Raw genomic sequence first — 14,819 nt, 5'->3', positions numbered from 1 at the left:
GCCATCCGTGCCACGCCGAATGCGCCGACCACCCGGCGCAGCGGTGGCTCCGAGAGCAATTGAGTCAACCGGGATTCTTTGCGAAATGTGCTGGACCCAGCTGAAGATTGAGATCTGCCGGGCTGCGAACGGTTGTGGTGAACGGCAGACCTAGTGCGCGGACTGACGCATCAAAGTTTCGGCTTGGAGTTTCCCAACCTTTCGCGACGCTTTCGATGCCAGGTATTTCATCACCAGCGCGGTCATCATTGGATGAGCCGGGCGGGCAACGATGGCTCGATTCAGTCCGAATTCGAGAAGCCTTTTTTGCGATACCCGAGAGCAGCCGCCAACTCCGAAATCGTGATTCTTCCACTCGTGCAGAGCGGACAATCTGAAATTCAGACAGAGGGCATCCAGAACCACTATTGGAACCCTGGAAGCCCGCTCATTAGGCTCGAAGTACCGCTTCCACTAGCGGGTAGGCATAGCCGTCGAACGCAGATAGCTGTTTTCACATTCTGCTCGCCCAAGCCCCAACATGCCAAGGAAGTCATGTCTGAAATCAAGAGTCCTAACCCTGCAGAACCCACCGAACTGACTGCGGAGAATGCCGTACATACGTCCGAAGGCAAGCAACCGATAGGCCTCCTGACTCTCTCCTCCATCGAGATGTGGGAGCGCTTCAGCTTCTACGGATTGCAGGTCATCCTCGCTTACTACATCTATTACACGGCAGCCGACGGAGGCCTGGGACTGTCGGAAGGCGAAGCCTTGGCGATCACCGGCGCCTATGGTGGTGCCGTCTATCTTGGTCAGCCGGTCGGAGCATGGTTTGCCGATCGGCTCGTTCCGGCACGCACCATGGTCATGGTCGGCGGAATCGTCATCATGGCTGGTCACATCACTTTAGCGACGATTCCCGGTCTGGCCGGCCTCATCATCGGACTCGCCCTCATCACCATCGGAACGGGCGCCCTGACCCCGAACGTTTACACCCTGGTCGGTCGACTGTATAAAGAGCACTCGCCTCGTCGAGATTCCGGCTATGCGATCTTCTACACCGGCATCCTCGTCGGAGCGCTCGTCGGGCCTCTGGCCACAGGCTTCCTCCAGGCCGAATTCGGGTTCCACTACGGCTTCGGCGCCGCTGCCGTCGGCATGCTCATCGGTCTCGCCACCTATTTCCTCGGTCGTAATACAGTGCCGCAAGAAGCTCGCGTGGTTCCCAACCCGATCGCTTCATCCGGGAAGTGGAAAGCCGCTGGGGTGGGCATTGCGCTCGTGGCTTTAGTCGCCGTCATGGTGAGTACGGGTGTGCTGACCACCGGCAACCTCAACAATTACGTCCTGGCGACGATCTGTATCGTCAGCATCGCGTATTTTCTCGTCATGCTGCGCTCGAAGAAGGTGACCCCCGAGGAACACAAGCGGGTCAAAGCCTTCATTCCACTCTTCATCACCGGCACCGTCTTCTGGACGATGATCCTTCAGCTCTTCACCACATTCGCCGTATACGCAGATACCCGGGTCACGCTGACGATCGGCAGCTACTCTATGCCAGCCGCCTACATCAGCACTTTCGAAGTCATCGCTGGAATCATCTCCGGTCCGCTCATCGCCGCTTATGGGCAGAAAGTTGCCGGACGTCCGAACCGCGCTGTGCCGAGCACCTGTTCGAAGCTCGGCCTCGGCTTCCTCATGATGACGTTGACCTTCGCACTCTTCGCGGTCTATCCGATGATGTTCGACGGTCGAATCCCACTCATCCCCGTGATCGTCGGCATGATCGCCATGGGCGTCACCGAGGTGATGTACGCCCCGATTGGGTTGTCGGCAGCATCCCAACTCTCTCCCCAAGCGTTCAACGCCCAGATGATGGCGTTGTGGGGGCTGACGACAGCCGCGGGCGCCAGCCTCTCGGGATTCATGGGCCAACTCTACGGAGGCATGAGTGAAGTTGCGTTCTTCGGCCTGATGACCGGAATCAGCCTCGCCACGGCGCTCGTCCTCTACAGTCTTCGACGACCGCTGCGCGCGCTCGGACTCAAGTGACTCGACGTCGACCACGAAGACGATTCAACGCACAAACTTCCTGACCGCACCAACCGACAGCGAAAACGAAGGAGCGTCCGTGCCGAGTGCCGATCGCATCTACACAGGCGGAAACATCCACACGGTTGATTCCGAAAATCCGACCACCGATTCCGTAGCGATTGCCGACGGGCGGATCATCGCCCTCGGCGCCGCCGCTTGCGACCGAGTGGCCGACGCCGATACAGAAATGGTCGACCTGAACGGTCGGACGATGATGCCCGCCTTCCATGATGCGCACGCTCACCCGGTGCTCGGCGGAATCAACCTCGTCCATTGCAACCTCGACGATATCCACGGGTACCGGTCCTATCTTGAACGCATCGCCGAATACGCGCGTCATCATCCCGACGAGGATTGGATCATCGGCGCCGGCTGGTACGGTGACGTCTTTGACGGAGGGTTCCCCCACCGTAACGACCTTGATTCCGTCATCTCTGATCGGCCCGCGGTCTTCGACAGTCACGATGCTCACGGCTGCTGGGTGAACACGCGAGCACTCGAAGCAGCGGGCATCGACAGCGAAACACCGGACCCCGACGGTGGTCGGATCGTCAGGGACGAATCAGGCGAACCCACCGGCCTGCTCTTCGAGACTGCGGCAGACCTCGTCAAGAGTCTGCTGCCGCCGACCACTTCGACTGATGTGGAGCAGGCACTGGTCAGTGCCCAGGACTACTTCCACTCCCTGGGGATTGTCGGGTGGCAGGACGCAGGAGTCGGAGTGCTCACCGGGTCCTCGGTCGACACCTACCCTCCTTATCTGTCGATGGCCGAAGCAGTCGCATTCGACAGCAAAGTCACCGCGGCGCTCTGGTGGGATCGGGACGTGCCGTACGTCGAGCAGATCGAGACGCTCAAGGAGCGTCGAGACGTGCTCCGGCGGGTCGAGGGTGATCGGGCGTCTGGGGGCGTACAAGTCACCGTTGTGAAGATCATGCTCGACGGGGTCTGTGAGAACCTCACCGGAGCTCTCAAACGCTCCTACCGTGGCCACGATCATGAACACGGGCTGCTCATGTTCACAGCTGATGAACTCAACGAGATCACTCGTGGAGCTGAGGAGCATGGTTTCGACATCCATATCCATGCTGTGGGCGACGAGGCCCTCAAGCTTGCAGTCGATGCGTTGACTCAGGACGGTGGGCCAGCGTCGGGACGTCGACATCAGATCGCTCATCTGGACATTGCCGACCCTGAGGACCTCGCCAGAATGGCTTCCAGTGGACTGATCGCCAACGTCCAGCCGCTATGGGCCCGTCGAGATTCTGTTCTCGTCGAGACCAAACTCCCGCTTCTTCACGATGACCAGCAGGCTCACCACTTCACATTCGCAACAATGAGAGACGCCGGCGTCCGTCTTGCGTTCGGCAGCGACTGGCCGGTCTCGAGCCCTGACCCGATCTGGGGAATCCACGTCGCGGTGAACAGGACAGCGCCACCGGCTGACCCACACGGGCAGGACGAGGTGGCTCAGAACGAACCGCTGCTGCCGGGAGAGGAGATTGGCGTCGCCGAGGCGCTTCGAGCGTATACGCTCGAAGCCGCTCGTGCCAACAGCTATGAAGACGTCTCCGGAAGCATCGAAGTGGGCAAATCGGCAGACTTCGTCATCCTCGATTCCGATCCGTTTGAGGTTGAACAACGTCAGCTGGGTGACATCAGGGTCGAGGCGACGATCTCGGCAGGAAAAGTGGTCTATCAAAACGAGTGAGGTTCAGTAGACCGAGGTTGTCGCTGGGAAGACGAGAGTTCGACGTGGTCGAACCGTCGTTATAGGAAGGGGCCTCTTTCGCTCACGAAGGTTTCTGGACCGGCAGGAAGGGCTGATCGGGCAAACGAAAGGAGGGGCAGCGTCCGCTGCCCCTCCTTCGCGGTACTCTGGTGTGGACTTGCAATGCGGCTTTCCAGCCACAGTGCGCGGCTAGGGTCTGCTGCGCCGGCCTCCTGCCGGTCCAGCCGTCGGAAGGAAGATGAGCGTTGAACGGGTGTCCCCAGGTCTACGGCAAGACCGTCGACGAACGCACGCGGTGCGTCCACTACGCCACCGAACTCGACATCATTGCGATCCGTTTTCGTTGCTGTGACCGGTACTTTCCGTGCCACCTCTGCCACGCGGAGGCCGCCGATCACCCCGCCCAGCAGTGGCCGCGCGAACAGTGGGACCAGCCCGCGATCCTCTGTGGGAACTGCTGGACCGAACTGACGATCACCGCCTACAAAGCAACTGACGAGTGCCCAAAATGCGCCGCGGCGTTTAATCCACGCTGCGCGGCGCATTCGGATCTCTACTTCGCCGGCCAGTGAAGCAACCGGCCAGTGAAGCAACTGCTCAGTGAAGGAACTGCATCACCACGATCATTGCAGCCATCCCCCAGCAGTCGAGCGAGACCAGAGGGCGCCTGCGGACGATCTCGTGGACGGCGCAGACCACCAAAAGCACAGCGAGGACGACGACGGCCACAGTGAGGAATGAGCTGATGAGCGACATGTCACCGGCATGATGCCCATGCCCGCTGGCATGGCCCGAATCGTCCATGTGTGCCCCGTGGTTGAGGACCTGCCACGCCATGACCGGATAGGTGATGGCGGAGAGGACCGCGGCCGTCGGGCCCGAATGAGAATCTGCCCGTGACACGCAGCGGTCTGGCACGGTCGATGACCGAAGACCACGGTCGTCCTCGGGCTCCGAGGGGCCGCCCGCACCGCTCATGACGAGTGCGGGGGACGACCGCCTCGGCGAGGGAGCCCCTGACGACGATCGCAGGAAGATGGCCAGGCAGAGCCCGACGATGAGCAGCGCCCCCGACCAGATCACCGGCGGAGCAACGGCGGTATAGGCCAGGTCGACCATGGCGAGGGCCATCACCGCGGCCGCCATGATGGCCGGCAGCCCCTTCGCAGCGACGGCACCGGTCAGGCACAGTGCTCCCGAGGCGACCATGAGGAAGGACGCGAGGCTGCTCATCGTCCGCGCCCGTCAGTCGCACTCACACGAATGTCCGCTGGCGTCCGTACCGCAGTGGGCCGACTTCGGGCGCGGCACGTCGAGCGCGGGGTTGCGGTCGAAGAAGCCGTAGGGCTTCATGGTGAACCCGAGCCTGTCGACGGGCATGATCGGCCAATCCTCAGGTCGCGGGAAGTGCGTCATCGCGAACGACGCCCACACAACGATGTCGTCACCATCGACCGGACGCTGTTGCTCGACCCACTGCGTGATCGTGCCGTTGCCCGGATTCTGGTTGGGGTAGGTACCCGACGGGAACCGTTCGTCCGCGTCGAAATGCGTCAGCCACATGTGCTTCGCCCCGAAACCGGCGCGCTTCGAAATAGACGACCCCTCGGCAGCCATCATCGTCGGCTCATCGGGCACGCGCAGCTCGTATCCGACGGGGAAGCCGTGCCGGTTCGTCTTCTCCGGATTGATGATGTGCCAGACCCGTCCGGTCTCACCATCGGCTGTCCGTCCGCCCTCGGCGGTGAGCCGGGTGAGCTTTCGGGTGAAGGCGTTGCCGTAGGGATTGTCCTCTCCGAAGGGCACACGCACGGCTTCCTGCTCATCGACGGCGTTGGCGATGCCGTCGACCTGCATGTCCAGACGTGCACAGAACATGTGCTGGTGGAAGGGCATGCCCAGCCCCTCGTCGCCGAGTGGAGATGACCAGCGCTGACGCTGCGCCTCGTCACCGTAGGCGGCGGTGTAGACGATGCCGGTGGCCTTGCACTCGAGTTCGATCGTGCCGTCGAGGTAGAGGTACCAGTAGAAGCCGTAGTCGTAGTTGCCGACGGTGATGAAGAAGGAGATGACGAGACGGCGGTTGCGGCGCACGTCGACGGCTCCGGTGAATTCGTCGGTGTGCTTGTACAGGATGCCTGCATCCTCTTCATGGATGCAGATGGCGTTCGTGATCGTGTGCGCATGCCCCTGGTCGTCGGCGAGCACCGCATCCGAGTAATGGATCTCACCGAGGCAGTCGCAGCCGAGTTCGAGCGAGTTCGTGTTCTTGCCCATCGAGTACTCGCCGGCGTCGAAGTAGTTCTGCCAGAAGCGCACCGGGCTCGGGTCGCCGTAGGGTACGACCATCTCCGCCACGGAAGCGCGGTAGACGATGGGGCGGCGCTCGCCCTCGTCATCGAAGCTGATCTGGTGGAGGACCAGTCCTTCGACCGGATCGAAACCGAGGCGAACCTGCCACTTCTCCCAATCGAGGACGTCACCGTCGACGGTGAAGCTCGCTCCCTCGGGCTGCGTGATCTCGATGGGTTTCTGCGTCGTCCGCGGTTCGGGCAGCCAGGAGTCGAGGTGGTAATCGAAGCGTTCCTGGGGCACGGGGACGATATCGGTGTCGACGACCTCGACCACCTCACCGGTGTTGAGGTCGAGATAGGCCACGAGGCCCTCGAGAGGGTGGGCCCATGCGTTGTCCTGCGGATCCGATTGGATGAAGGATGAACCGCGCACCAATCGCCGCCCGGCCTCACCGGGAATATCGAAGCATCCTGCCGAAAGAGCGCAGATGCGCACGGTCTCGACATCGGTGATGCCGCGAGCCTCGACGGCAGCCCGCCACGTCGCGTCGTTGCGGATCATCTGCTCGGCTTCTTCATACTCGGTCATCGTGATCGGCGCCTGGCCCTCGGAGGCGACGTCGAGCACACGGGCGAGTAGGACCTTGCGCTCGGTCAGCGACACGAGAACCTCTGTCTGCTCCTCGGTGCCGCGGTTGATGAGGAGTGAGCGCACACGCCGGTCGAGGCCTGTTGCGCCCGAAAGAACATCGCGCTTGTCCGGTTCGACGAGTCCGACGAGAGCGAAGAGCGTCTGCTCGCTCACGTGACCCGCGTCGACGATGATCGAGCGGTTGAGTTCGATCTCTTCGGAGGTCAGGCGATCGAGCGGGTGGGTGGTCCCAATGCCGGTGGCAGTCGGTGTCATTGCAGTCATGGGTCTCACATGCCTTTCTGTGTGTCGAGTTTGCTGTCGAGCGGAGCGTCGAGTTCATCGAGCAGATCTTGAGGATCGGCCGGAGTCGGTCGGAACACGCGAATCCGGTGCCCACGGACGTATCCGAAGAGTGCGAGTGCAGCGAGTGCGCCGAGGGTGCCGAGAGTCAGCGCCGTGAATGGTCCCTGGGCGACGCCCCATTCGTCGAGGAAGTCGTAGTCGAGGCCGAAGAGCCTCTCCAGGGTGCCTGGGAAGATTGCGACCCAGGATCCGAGGAGAACCCAGAGGAACGCGATGCCGCCGAGGACGGTGAATCCGACATTGCCGACGGGCACTCGGAATGGGCGTTCGATGCCGGGATGCTTCCATCTCAGTTTGACGGCTGCGGGAATGATGAGCAGGTAGCTGAGCAGGAATGTCGAGATGGAGATCGAGAGTACGACTCCGAACAGCGCCCCGGCATCACCGCTCAGCTGCATGGCCGCAATGAGGAAGACCGTGGCGACGGTGCCGGAGAGCAGATTCACGTTGACCGGGGTGCCCAGGTTGCGGGAGATCTTGCCGAAGAACCCTCCGAAGAACGCACCGTCAGCGGCGGTCAGTGCCTGCATCCGGTCGCTCATGATCATCCACGCCGCGCCTTGAGAGGCGAGGATGATGACGAACATCAGCGCCGCGAGCACGACCATGACCTTGGATGCCGGACCGTAGACGGCGAACACCGTCTGTACGGCGTCGAGGAGCCCGCCGATGCCGGTGATGGTCTGGGTCGGCAGCACGAGCAGCATAGCCAGTACCGGCAGGATGTAGCACAGCGCGGAGACGAAGCCAGAACGGGCGATGGCGACGGGAATGTCGTGCTTCGGGTTCTTCATTTCGTCCGAGGCGCTGTTCGAGGCCTCGAATCCGAGGTAGGAGAAGAGCAGCAGCGGCACCAGCCCGAGGAAGCCGCCGAGGCTCGGACTGAAGTCCGAAAGGTGGAGGGGTTGAACGCCGTGTTGGACGGCGTAGATGATCGTGGTGAACAGGAAGAAGGCGATGAAGACGACTTTGAGCACGCCGCCGAGCGTGGGCAGCCACTTCGCTTTCGCCAGCGACAGAATCGCCGCGATCACGGTGATCCAGATGAACACGATCTTGAACGTCCAGTCGACGATCGAGCCTGCTTCGATCGGGCTGATGAATTGGTTCCATGTGCTGGTGGCGAGGAAGGCCATCGAACCGCCGACCCACACGGGCTGGGTGACCCAGCTGAGGATCGAGGCGATCGCGCCGAAGGGGCGACCGAAGGCCTGGCGGACCCAGATGTAGGCGCCGCCCTCACCGACGAATGTGCTTCCGGTCTCGGCGAAGATGAGCGCGTAGGGCACGAGGAAGAAGATCGCGAGCACTAAGGTCCAGGTGAAGGTTTCGGCACCGAACCCTGCAGTTTCGGCGAGGACTTCGATGCTCAAGACCGCCGACATGACGATGAGCACGATGTCGAATCGGCCGAGCGTCTTCTTCAGATGTTGCTTCTGTTCGTCCGCATATGCGGTTGTGCGTTCAAGTGAAGACACCATCCACCTCCTTGTGAGTGGGTGTCCGATAAAGTTCTTTGAGTTACACCCTAAAGAATTGCATGGACGGTCGCCGATTGACAGAGGTGCGGCCATACCGATCCGCGTTTGCCTGCATCACTTCAGGAGATAATGTCAGTATGGCGAGACCGAAGAATCAAGCGGGCCGTCGGGCACAACTGGTGCAGGCGGCGAAGAAGGCGATCGCAGAACGTGGACTCAACGGTCTGCGCGCGATCGATGTGGCTGCCCACTCGGAGGTCGGTGCCGGATCTGTGGCGTACTACTATCCCGACCTCGGCGATTTGGTGCGCGAGGTGCACGAAGATGCGGTGTCGCGTTTCTACTGGAACCGTCGCGGCCAGAGCGCGGAGGGGGAGTCACCGCAGCTCAAGTTGGCTCAGGTGATCCGCAGCGGCATTCCCGTTTCCTCCGCAGACATCGATTTCCAGGTCCTCAATGAGCTGCATACGCATGCCTTCAGGGACAGCTTTCACGCCGGGCTCATGGCCGAGCTCTACCGACTTGAGGTCTCCCTCTATGCCTCGGTGCTCACCGAGGGCGTCGAGGCCGGGGCCTTCACGATGACGTTGCCCGTGGACACGGCGGCGAGCAACCTCGTGGCCCTCGAAGACGCTTACGGTCTGCATTTCATGGGCGGAACCCCGCTCGACGCCGAAGATATCTTTGGGCTCATCGTCGCAAATGCCGAGGTGCTCACCGGGTGCCGATTGGCAGAGACGACAATGGCGCGGTGAACCGGCGGCCTCAGTGTTGCAGCCGGTTCACCGCGCCGACGAGGTGCTTCAGCGCGAGAGCACAGTGATTCGTCGAGGCGACTTCACCCCCACTGCATCCAAGTGGTCTTGAAATCCGAGTAGTTCTCCAGGGCATGGACAGACAGGTCACGGCCGAAGCCGGACTGTTTGAACCCGCCGAAAGGCGTCGTGAATCCCAAGGCGTCGACGGTGTTGACCGAAACGGTCCCGGCGACCAAGCGTGAGGACACACGATGTGCCCGGGCCATGCTGCCTGTCCACAGGGCCGCAGCGAGTCCGTACGGAGTTTCGTTCGCCTTCGTGATGGCCTCCTCCTCGGTGTCGAAGGGAGTGACGAGCGCGACGGGGCCGAAGATCTCGTGACTGTGCAGACGATGGTCGGCAGGCAGGTCGGTGACGATCGTCGGATCGACGAACGTGCGGCGGCCATTGATGGCAGGGCGGTTTCCGCCCTGGGCGATGGTGCCGTCGGCGCGGGCCTGTTCGATGCATTCCCACACCTCGTCGGCATGCCGTTCGGACACGAGAGACCCGATCGCCGTGGCGGGGTCGAGCGGGTCTCCGGGCTGGAAGTCCTCGGCTGCATCCTCAAGCAGGTGGAGGAACTCCTCGTAGACGGGGCGTTCGACGAAGATCCGTGAGGTGGCCGAGCAGACTTCTCCCTGGTTGTAGAAGATGCCGAAGGCCGCCTTTCGTGCGGCGGCGGTCAGATCGTCGGTGTCGGCAAAGACGAGGTTCGCGCTTTTGCCCCCGGCTTCGAGGGCCAGGCGCTTCATGTTCGACTCCCCGGCATAGACCTGCAGCTGCTTGGCGACCTCGGTGGACCCGGTGAAACCGAGCATGTCGACGTCTATGTGCCGGCCCAGCGCTTCCCCGACGACCGAGCCGCGCCCGGGCACGACGTTGAGAATGCCGGCGGGCAACCCCGCCTCGGCAGCGATTTCGGCCAGCAACAGGACCGAATGCGAGGCTTCGACCGGCGGTTTGACGACCAGCGCATTGCCGGCTGCCAGCGCCGGGGCTATCTTCCACGTCGCGATCTCGAGAGGATAGTTCCACGGCACGATGACCCCGACGACTCCGAGGGGCTCGCGCGTGACGAGCGCCGTCGATCCGGTAGGTGTCACGGGGATCTCGTCGCTGAGCTTCTCGATCGCCTCACCGTAGAAGCGGAAGAGTGCGGCGGCTCCCGGTGCGTCGATCGTCGAGGATTCTCCGATCGGCTTGCCCATGTCGAGGGTGTCGAGGAGGGCGAACTCGTCCGACCGCGCTTCGATGAGTTCGGCCAGGCGAAGCAGCACCTCACGACGATGCGTCGCCGAGGCGTGCGACCAGTCACCGGTCTCGAAGGCGGTGCGAGCACTTGTCACGGCCGCATCGACATCAGTGGCATCGCCGAGGTGGAGCTGTGAGATCACCTCGCCTGTGGCCGGATTCGTCTTCGCGTGGGTCTGTCCTGAGCGGGCGTCGACTCGTCGCCCGTCGATGACGGGCCGTCCGTCGATGGTCAGTGCCGCGGCCGCGGCCTGCCACTGCGCCAGTGTGGACGGTCGGGGCGTGGTGTCGGCGAGAGTTGCTGTCATGGAGGGTCTCCTTCGGGATGTGAAACAGGGAAGCTGGCGATCAAATGGGCAGCGGTCAGCGGTCGCCGGTCGGCTCGACGTGAGCTGGTGCGGGCGTTTCTGTGATGGTCGCTGCGTCGGCAGCCTGAGTGGAGGGGGACTCTTCGAGGTCGTCGGAGCGCAGCAGGTCGATGCCGCGGGTCTCGGGCAGGGATGCGACGGTGACGATGCCGATGATGCCGACAACGGCGAGGAACCAGCCGGGGCTCAGAGTGCTGCCGGTGGAATCGATGAGCCAAGTGAGGATATAGGGCGCGGTGCCCGCGAAGAGCGCAGCGGTGAGAGCGTAGGCGATGGACAGGCCGGTCTGCCTAGTTCGTGTCGGGAAGAGCTCGACGACAGTGGCGGCGTGGGTGCCGAGGATGATCGCGAGGATGAAGGCGAGTCCGAAAGTCGAGACGAACGACGCCCAGGGGTAGTCGGCACCCATGAGCAGGAACAGCGGAACCGAGAACACCGTGAGTGCGATCGCCGCGGTCATGAGCACAGGCTTGCGTCCGAATCGATCCGAGGCGAGACCCGCCAGCGGGACGATGACAAGGCCGAGTGCCGAGGCCAGGGTCGACAGCAGCGCTGCCCGTCCGGGTTCGATGCCGACCGCGGTTTCCTGATAGGTGAGCAGGTAGACGAGGACGACGTAGAAGGTGACGTTCATGAACGTCTCCATCCCGCAGGTCTGGAGGAACTGTTTGGGGTTGCGCTTGAACACCTCGCGCAGGGGAGCCTCGGCGACGGTCTCCATCTTCTGCAGGGCCGCGAATTCCGGGGTGTCCTCGATCCGGCGGCGAATGTAGAGGCCGATGAAGCCCAAGGGCACGGTGATGAGGAACGGGATCCTCCAGCCCCAGGCGTTGACCTGGTCGGGGGTGAGCGCCTGGTTGAGAGCGAAGACGACGAAAGAAGCCAGCAGGAACCCGGCCAGGGAGCCGACTTCGAGCCAGCTGCAGCCGAAGCCACGACGTCTGCGCGGTGAGAACTCGCCGAGGAAGGCCGCCGCGCTCCCGAACTCTCCGCCGGCGGCCAAACCTTGCACGATGCGAGTGACGATGAGAAGGATCGGCGCGAGTACGCCGATGGTTCCGTAGGTCGGGAGCACCCCGAGCACGAGCGTTGACAGGGCCATGGCGAGGATGACCAGCGATAGGGTGTGCTTGCGGCCGAGTTTGTCGCCGAGGCGGCCGAAGATGATCGCACCGATCGGCCGGACGAGGAATGATACGGCGAAGACCGCGAAGGTGGCGAGCAGGCCCGCGGTGCTGTCCTCCTCGGGGAAGAAGATCGCCGCGATCGTCGTGGCCATATAGGCGTAGACCGCCCAGTCGAACCAGTGGACGAGGACGCCGATCGAACCGGCGACCACGCTCTTGCGCAGGCCCTTCTGATAAGCCAGCCCATCGGTGGCCCGTGTGTCACCTGACATGTCCGAATCCTCCTTTGGAATCGTGGTGCGCTGAGTGAGTGCGCTCAGGCTCGTTGGATGCTCACGTCGGTGGCGGTCCACGCCAGAGCGGTGGCGCCGTCAATGAGCGTCTGTTCGGCCACGTCGCCGACACAGGACTCCGCGAATGCGGCCTGATGGTTGCTCGCTTCGCCGCCGACGCCGATATAGGGGTGGATGGCGTCGACGATCTGAGAGACGTTGCCCATGTCCGTCGAGGCGCGGTTCATCGTCGCGGCGACGGGGTCGACGTCGAAGTCCCGGCCCAGTGCCACGGCATTGGCCCGGTAGTGCTCGAGGGCGTCCTCGTCGGTGCGCATCTCCGAGTAGCGTCGGCTCTCCGGAGTGATCGTGAGTTCGGCGCCAGTGGCCAATGCTCCGGCCTCAAAGCAGTTGGTGACCTTCTCTTCGAGGGCCAGCAGCTCGTCCGTCGTCTCGGCGCGCACGTACCAGCGGCCCTCGGTCCTGGCCGGAATCGCGTTCGGAGCCTCGCCCCCGTTCGTCATCACCCCGTGCACCCTGGTTGTCTTCGGCAGCTGCTGACGCAGCAGGCCGAGTGCCATCTGGGCGACCAGGAAGGCGTCATTGGCATTGACGCCGCGTTCGGGATAGGCGGCCGCATGGGCGGCGCGTCCGGTGTATTCGATATGCCAGTGGGTGACTGCGAAGGGTTCCGCCTCGGCGACGTCGACGGGGGACGGGTGGGCCATGAGAGCGAAGTCGAGTTCGGTGAAGGCGCCGCGGTCGAGCAGCTCGATCTTGCCGCCGCCGCCCTCTTCGGCCGGGGTCCCGATGACCTCGACCGTGATGCCGAGCTCTGCTGCGACCTCGGCGAGGCCGATCGCTCCACCGACGCTCATCGCGGCGATGAGATTGTGGCCGCAGGCATGGCCGAGTCCCGGCAGGGCGTCGTATTCGGCGAGGAAGCCGATGGTGAACTCGCCCGATCCGAACGTCGCGCGGAAAGCGGTGTCGAGTCCGAGGTAGGGGTGCTCGACGGTGAAGCCGTGTTCGGCCAGGACGCCGGCGACGGCGGCCGAAGAGCGGAACTCCTCCCAGCCGAGTTCGGGGTCGTCATGAAGGGAGTTCGACAAGTCGACCAGTCGTGGTGCCACCTGCCCGATGCGGGCCTGCACTCGCGTCTTGTGCGCCGCGGTCGCTTCGGAGGGTTCGAGTCCCTCAGCAGCCTCGAGGTCGGTTTCGGTTGTTGAGTGATTCATCGGTCGTCTCCGGGAACACCGTAGGAAGGTGAAGCGGCGGGATCGAGGCCACGGGTGATGTAGTCGTCGCGCTGGGGCATCCAGATCTCGAGAAGGCGGCCCAACTGTCCGATCGGATCCTCATCGGTCCAATCGACGCGCAGGTCGGTGACTCTCCAGCCGGAGCCGTTGACCACGGAGAGACCGGCCGAGTGGACGGGCCCGGCTTCGCCGCCGGCGGCCATGGCGGCTTCGAACGCGGCGAAGAGCCGCTCTTCGAGGCGGCCGGTGGCAGACAGGGCGGTCTCGACGAAAGCGTCGAGGACATCGAGGTCGGCGAGCATATTGCCCCCGGCCACGGCGTTGGTCTCAGCGCGGGCGCCGAAGATGCCGAGTGCCTGCGCTCCGGAGTGTGCGGCGGTGTTCCCAGCCGCGTCGATGACAAGGAGCTGCCGGTAGTCGATCGCGATCGGATCGGCGGCGGCGACGACGGTGTCGAGGGCCGACTGCGCATTTCTGCCGGCGGCCATCTCATCGAGGATCGCCGGGCCCAAGCGAGGGTCGGTGATGTTCTGGGAGTTCACCCCGCCGACGCCGTCGGTGAGACTGATGCATCGGGCGGCAACGGCCGGAGACGACGAGGAGATCGCGGAGCCGAACTCCCCGGTCTCGGGATCATGGAGGAGGAGAGAGAAGGTCACGAGGTCACCTCGGCAGTGGAATTCGCGGCGGAGGCGTCGCTGATGACCGCGGTGGCGTCGATTTCGACGAGCCACTCGGGACGCGCCAGTGCCTGGACGACGATGCCGGTCGAAACGGGGAAGACGCCTTTCAGCCACTTGCCCATCGTGCGGTAGACGTCCTCACGGTAGCGGGGGTCGATGATGTAAACGGTGACCTTGACGATGTCAGCGAGACTGCTGCCTGCCTCATCGAGGAGCATCGCGATATTCGACATTGCCTTCTCGGTCTGCGCGGTGACATCGCCGATGCCCACCGATTCTCTGGTGTCGAGGTCCTGGCCGATCTGCCCGCGCAGGTAGACGACGCCGCCGGCGACCACGGCTTGACAGAGATCGTTGTCGAGATTCTGCTCCGGATAGGTGTCCTTGGTATTGAACATTCTCAGTCGTGTGTGCGTCGGCTCTGCCATGTCGGCGTCTCCTCGTCGAGTGAAGCGGTCGTTGTCTGCCACCCATTCTCG

12 protein-coding genes are annotated in these 14,819 nt (G+C 63.3%); 4 read left to right on the top strand and 8 right to left on the bottom strand.

Annotated features, from left to right (window positions below):
* Nucleotides 1–534: 534 nt before the first annotated feature.
* From ACQE2J_RS18435 to ACQE2J_RS18425, 3 genes are all read left to right on the top strand, one after another.
* Entirely contained in the window at nucleotides 535–2,034 is a 1,500-nt protein-coding gene (locus ACQE2J_RS18435; RefSeq protein WP_426936817.1) for a peptide MFS transporter, read from the top strand.
* Nucleotides 2,035–2,113: 79 nt separating this feature from the next.
* Nucleotides 2,114–3,787 carry an amidohydrolase gene (locus ACQE2J_RS18430; RefSeq protein ID WP_426936816.1) on the top strand — a complete coding sequence of 558 codons (1,674 nt, stop codon included), beginning with the start codon at nucleotides 2,114–2,116 and terminating at the stop codon, nucleotides 3,785–3,787.
* Between the two features lie 266 nt (nucleotides 3,788–4,053).
* The gene (locus ACQE2J_RS18425; protein ID WP_426936815.1) at nucleotides 4,054–4,380 is read left to right on the top strand and encodes a CHY zinc finger protein; all 327 of its coding nucleotides are present in this window, start codon (nucleotides 4,054–4,056) and stop codon (nucleotides 4,378–4,380) included.
* A 25-nt stretch (nucleotides 4,381–4,405) separates the two neighbouring features.
* Here ACQE2J_RS18425 and ACQE2J_RS18420 read toward each other — a convergent pair whose 3' ends face one another.
* From ACQE2J_RS18420 to ACQE2J_RS18410, 3 genes are read right to left on the bottom strand one after another with little or no spacing between them, the layout of a single operon-like run.
* The gene (locus tag ACQE2J_RS18420; protein WP_426936814.1) at nucleotides 4,406–5,041 is read right to left on the bottom strand and encodes a hypothetical protein; all 636 of its coding nucleotides are present in this window, start codon (nucleotides 5,039–5,041) and stop codon (nucleotides 4,406–4,408) included.
* Between the two features lie 12 nt (nucleotides 5,042–5,053).
* Nucleotides 5,054–7,018, bottom strand: a complete 1,965-nt coding sequence (locus ACQE2J_RS18415) for a primary-amine oxidase (protein ID WP_426936813.1) — start codon at nucleotides 7,016–7,018, stop codon at nucleotides 5,054–5,056.
* Nucleotides 7,019–7,023: 5 nt separating this feature from the next.
* The gene (locus ACQE2J_RS18410; RefSeq protein ID WP_426936812.1) at nucleotides 7,024–8,580 is read right to left on the bottom strand and encodes an APC family permease; all 1,557 of its coding nucleotides are present in this window, start codon (nucleotides 8,578–8,580) and stop codon (nucleotides 7,024–7,026) included.
* A gap of 137 nt (nucleotides 8,581–8,717) precedes the next feature.
* On the opposite strand from ACQE2J_RS18410, the gene ACQE2J_RS18405 reads away from it, so the two are divergent.
* Complete coding sequence (locus ACQE2J_RS18405; protein ID WP_426936811.1) at nucleotides 8,718–9,335, top strand: TetR/AcrR family transcriptional regulator; 618 nt, start codon at nucleotides 8,718–8,720, stop codon at nucleotides 9,333–9,335.
* Between the two features lie 83 nt (nucleotides 9,336–9,418).
* Here the strand turns inward: ACQE2J_RS18405 and ACQE2J_RS18400 are convergent, their stop codons facing one another.
* Genes ACQE2J_RS18400 through ACQE2J_RS18380 form a run of 5 tightly spaced genes read right to left on the bottom strand, consistent with a single transcriptional unit; the run spans nucleotide 9,419 to nucleotide 14,768 of the window.
* Complete coding sequence (locus tag ACQE2J_RS18400; RefSeq protein WP_426936810.1) at nucleotides 9,419–10,939, bottom strand: aldehyde dehydrogenase family protein; 1,521 nt, start codon at nucleotides 10,937–10,939, stop codon at nucleotides 9,419–9,421.
* A 55-nt stretch (nucleotides 10,940–10,994) separates the two neighbouring features.
* Nucleotides 10,995–12,398, bottom strand: coding sequence for an MFS transporter (locus tag ACQE2J_RS18395; RefSeq protein WP_426936809.1), 1,404 nt, complete (start codon nucleotides 12,396–12,398; stop codon nucleotides 10,995–10,997).
* 44 nt (nucleotides 12,399–12,442) lie between these two features.
* Nucleotides 12,443–13,636, bottom strand: coding sequence for a M20 family metallopeptidase (locus ACQE2J_RS18390; RefSeq protein WP_426936808.1), 1,194 nt, complete (start codon nucleotides 13,634–13,636; stop codon nucleotides 12,443–12,445).
* Nucleotides 13,633–14,316 (bottom strand): DUF1028 domain-containing protein, encoded by a 684-nt coding sequence (locus ACQE2J_RS18385; RefSeq protein ID WP_426936807.1) that lies wholly within the window; start codon nucleotides 14,314–14,316, stop codon nucleotides 13,633–13,635. The genes ACQE2J_RS18390 and ACQE2J_RS18385 overlap by 4 nt, the downstream gene beginning before the upstream one ends.
* Nucleotides 14,313–14,768: a RidA family protein gene (locus tag ACQE2J_RS18380; protein WP_426936806.1), complete on the bottom strand. Its 456-nt coding sequence runs from the start codon at nucleotides 14,766–14,768 to the stop codon at nucleotides 14,313–14,315. Before ACQE2J_RS18380 ends, ACQE2J_RS18385 begins: the two co-directional genes overlap by 4 nt.
* Nucleotides 14,769–14,819: the final 51 nt, after the last annotated feature.

The organism is Brevibacterium sp. LE-L, assembly GCF_050214925.1.
In the GTDB taxonomy this organism is placed as follows: domain Bacteria; phylum Actinomycetota; class Actinomycetes; order Actinomycetales; family Brevibacteriaceae; genus Brevibacterium.
This window is presented reverse-complemented; position numbering and strand designations above follow the sequence as displayed.

Coding starts and splice junctions, on each gene's coding strand:
- ACQE2J_RS18435 (WP_426936817.1), top strand. CDS start 535: ATGTCTGAAATCAAGAGTCCTAACCCTGCAGAACCCACCGAACTGACT.
- ACQE2J_RS18420 (WP_426936814.1), bottom strand. CDS start 5,041: ATGAGCAGCCTCGCGTCCTTCCTCATGGTCGCCTCGGGAGCACTGTGC.
- ACQE2J_RS18415 (WP_426936813.1), bottom strand. CDS start 7,018: ATGACTGCAATGACACCGACTGCCACCGGCATTGGGACCACCCACCCG.
- ACQE2J_RS18410 (WP_426936812.1), bottom strand. CDS start 8,580: ATGGTGTCTTCACTTGAACGCACAACCGCATATGCGGACGAACAGAAG.
- ACQE2J_RS18405 (WP_426936811.1), top strand. CDS start 8,718: ATGGCGAGACCGAAGAATCAAGCGGGCCGTCGGGCACAACTGGTGCAG.
- ACQE2J_RS18400 (WP_426936810.1), bottom strand. CDS start 10,939: ATGACAGCAACTCTCGCCGACACCACGCCCCGACCGTCCACACTGGCG.
- ACQE2J_RS18395 (WP_426936809.1), bottom strand. CDS start 12,398: ATGTCAGGTGACACACGGGCCACCGATGGGCTGGCTTATCAGAAGGGC.
- ACQE2J_RS18390 (WP_426936808.1), bottom strand. CDS start 13,636: ATGAATCACTCAACAACCGAAACCGACCTCGAGGCTGCTGAGGGACTC.
- ACQE2J_RS18380 (WP_426936806.1), bottom strand. CDS start 14,768: ATGGCAGAGCCGACGCACACACGACTGAGAATGTTCAATACCAAGGAC.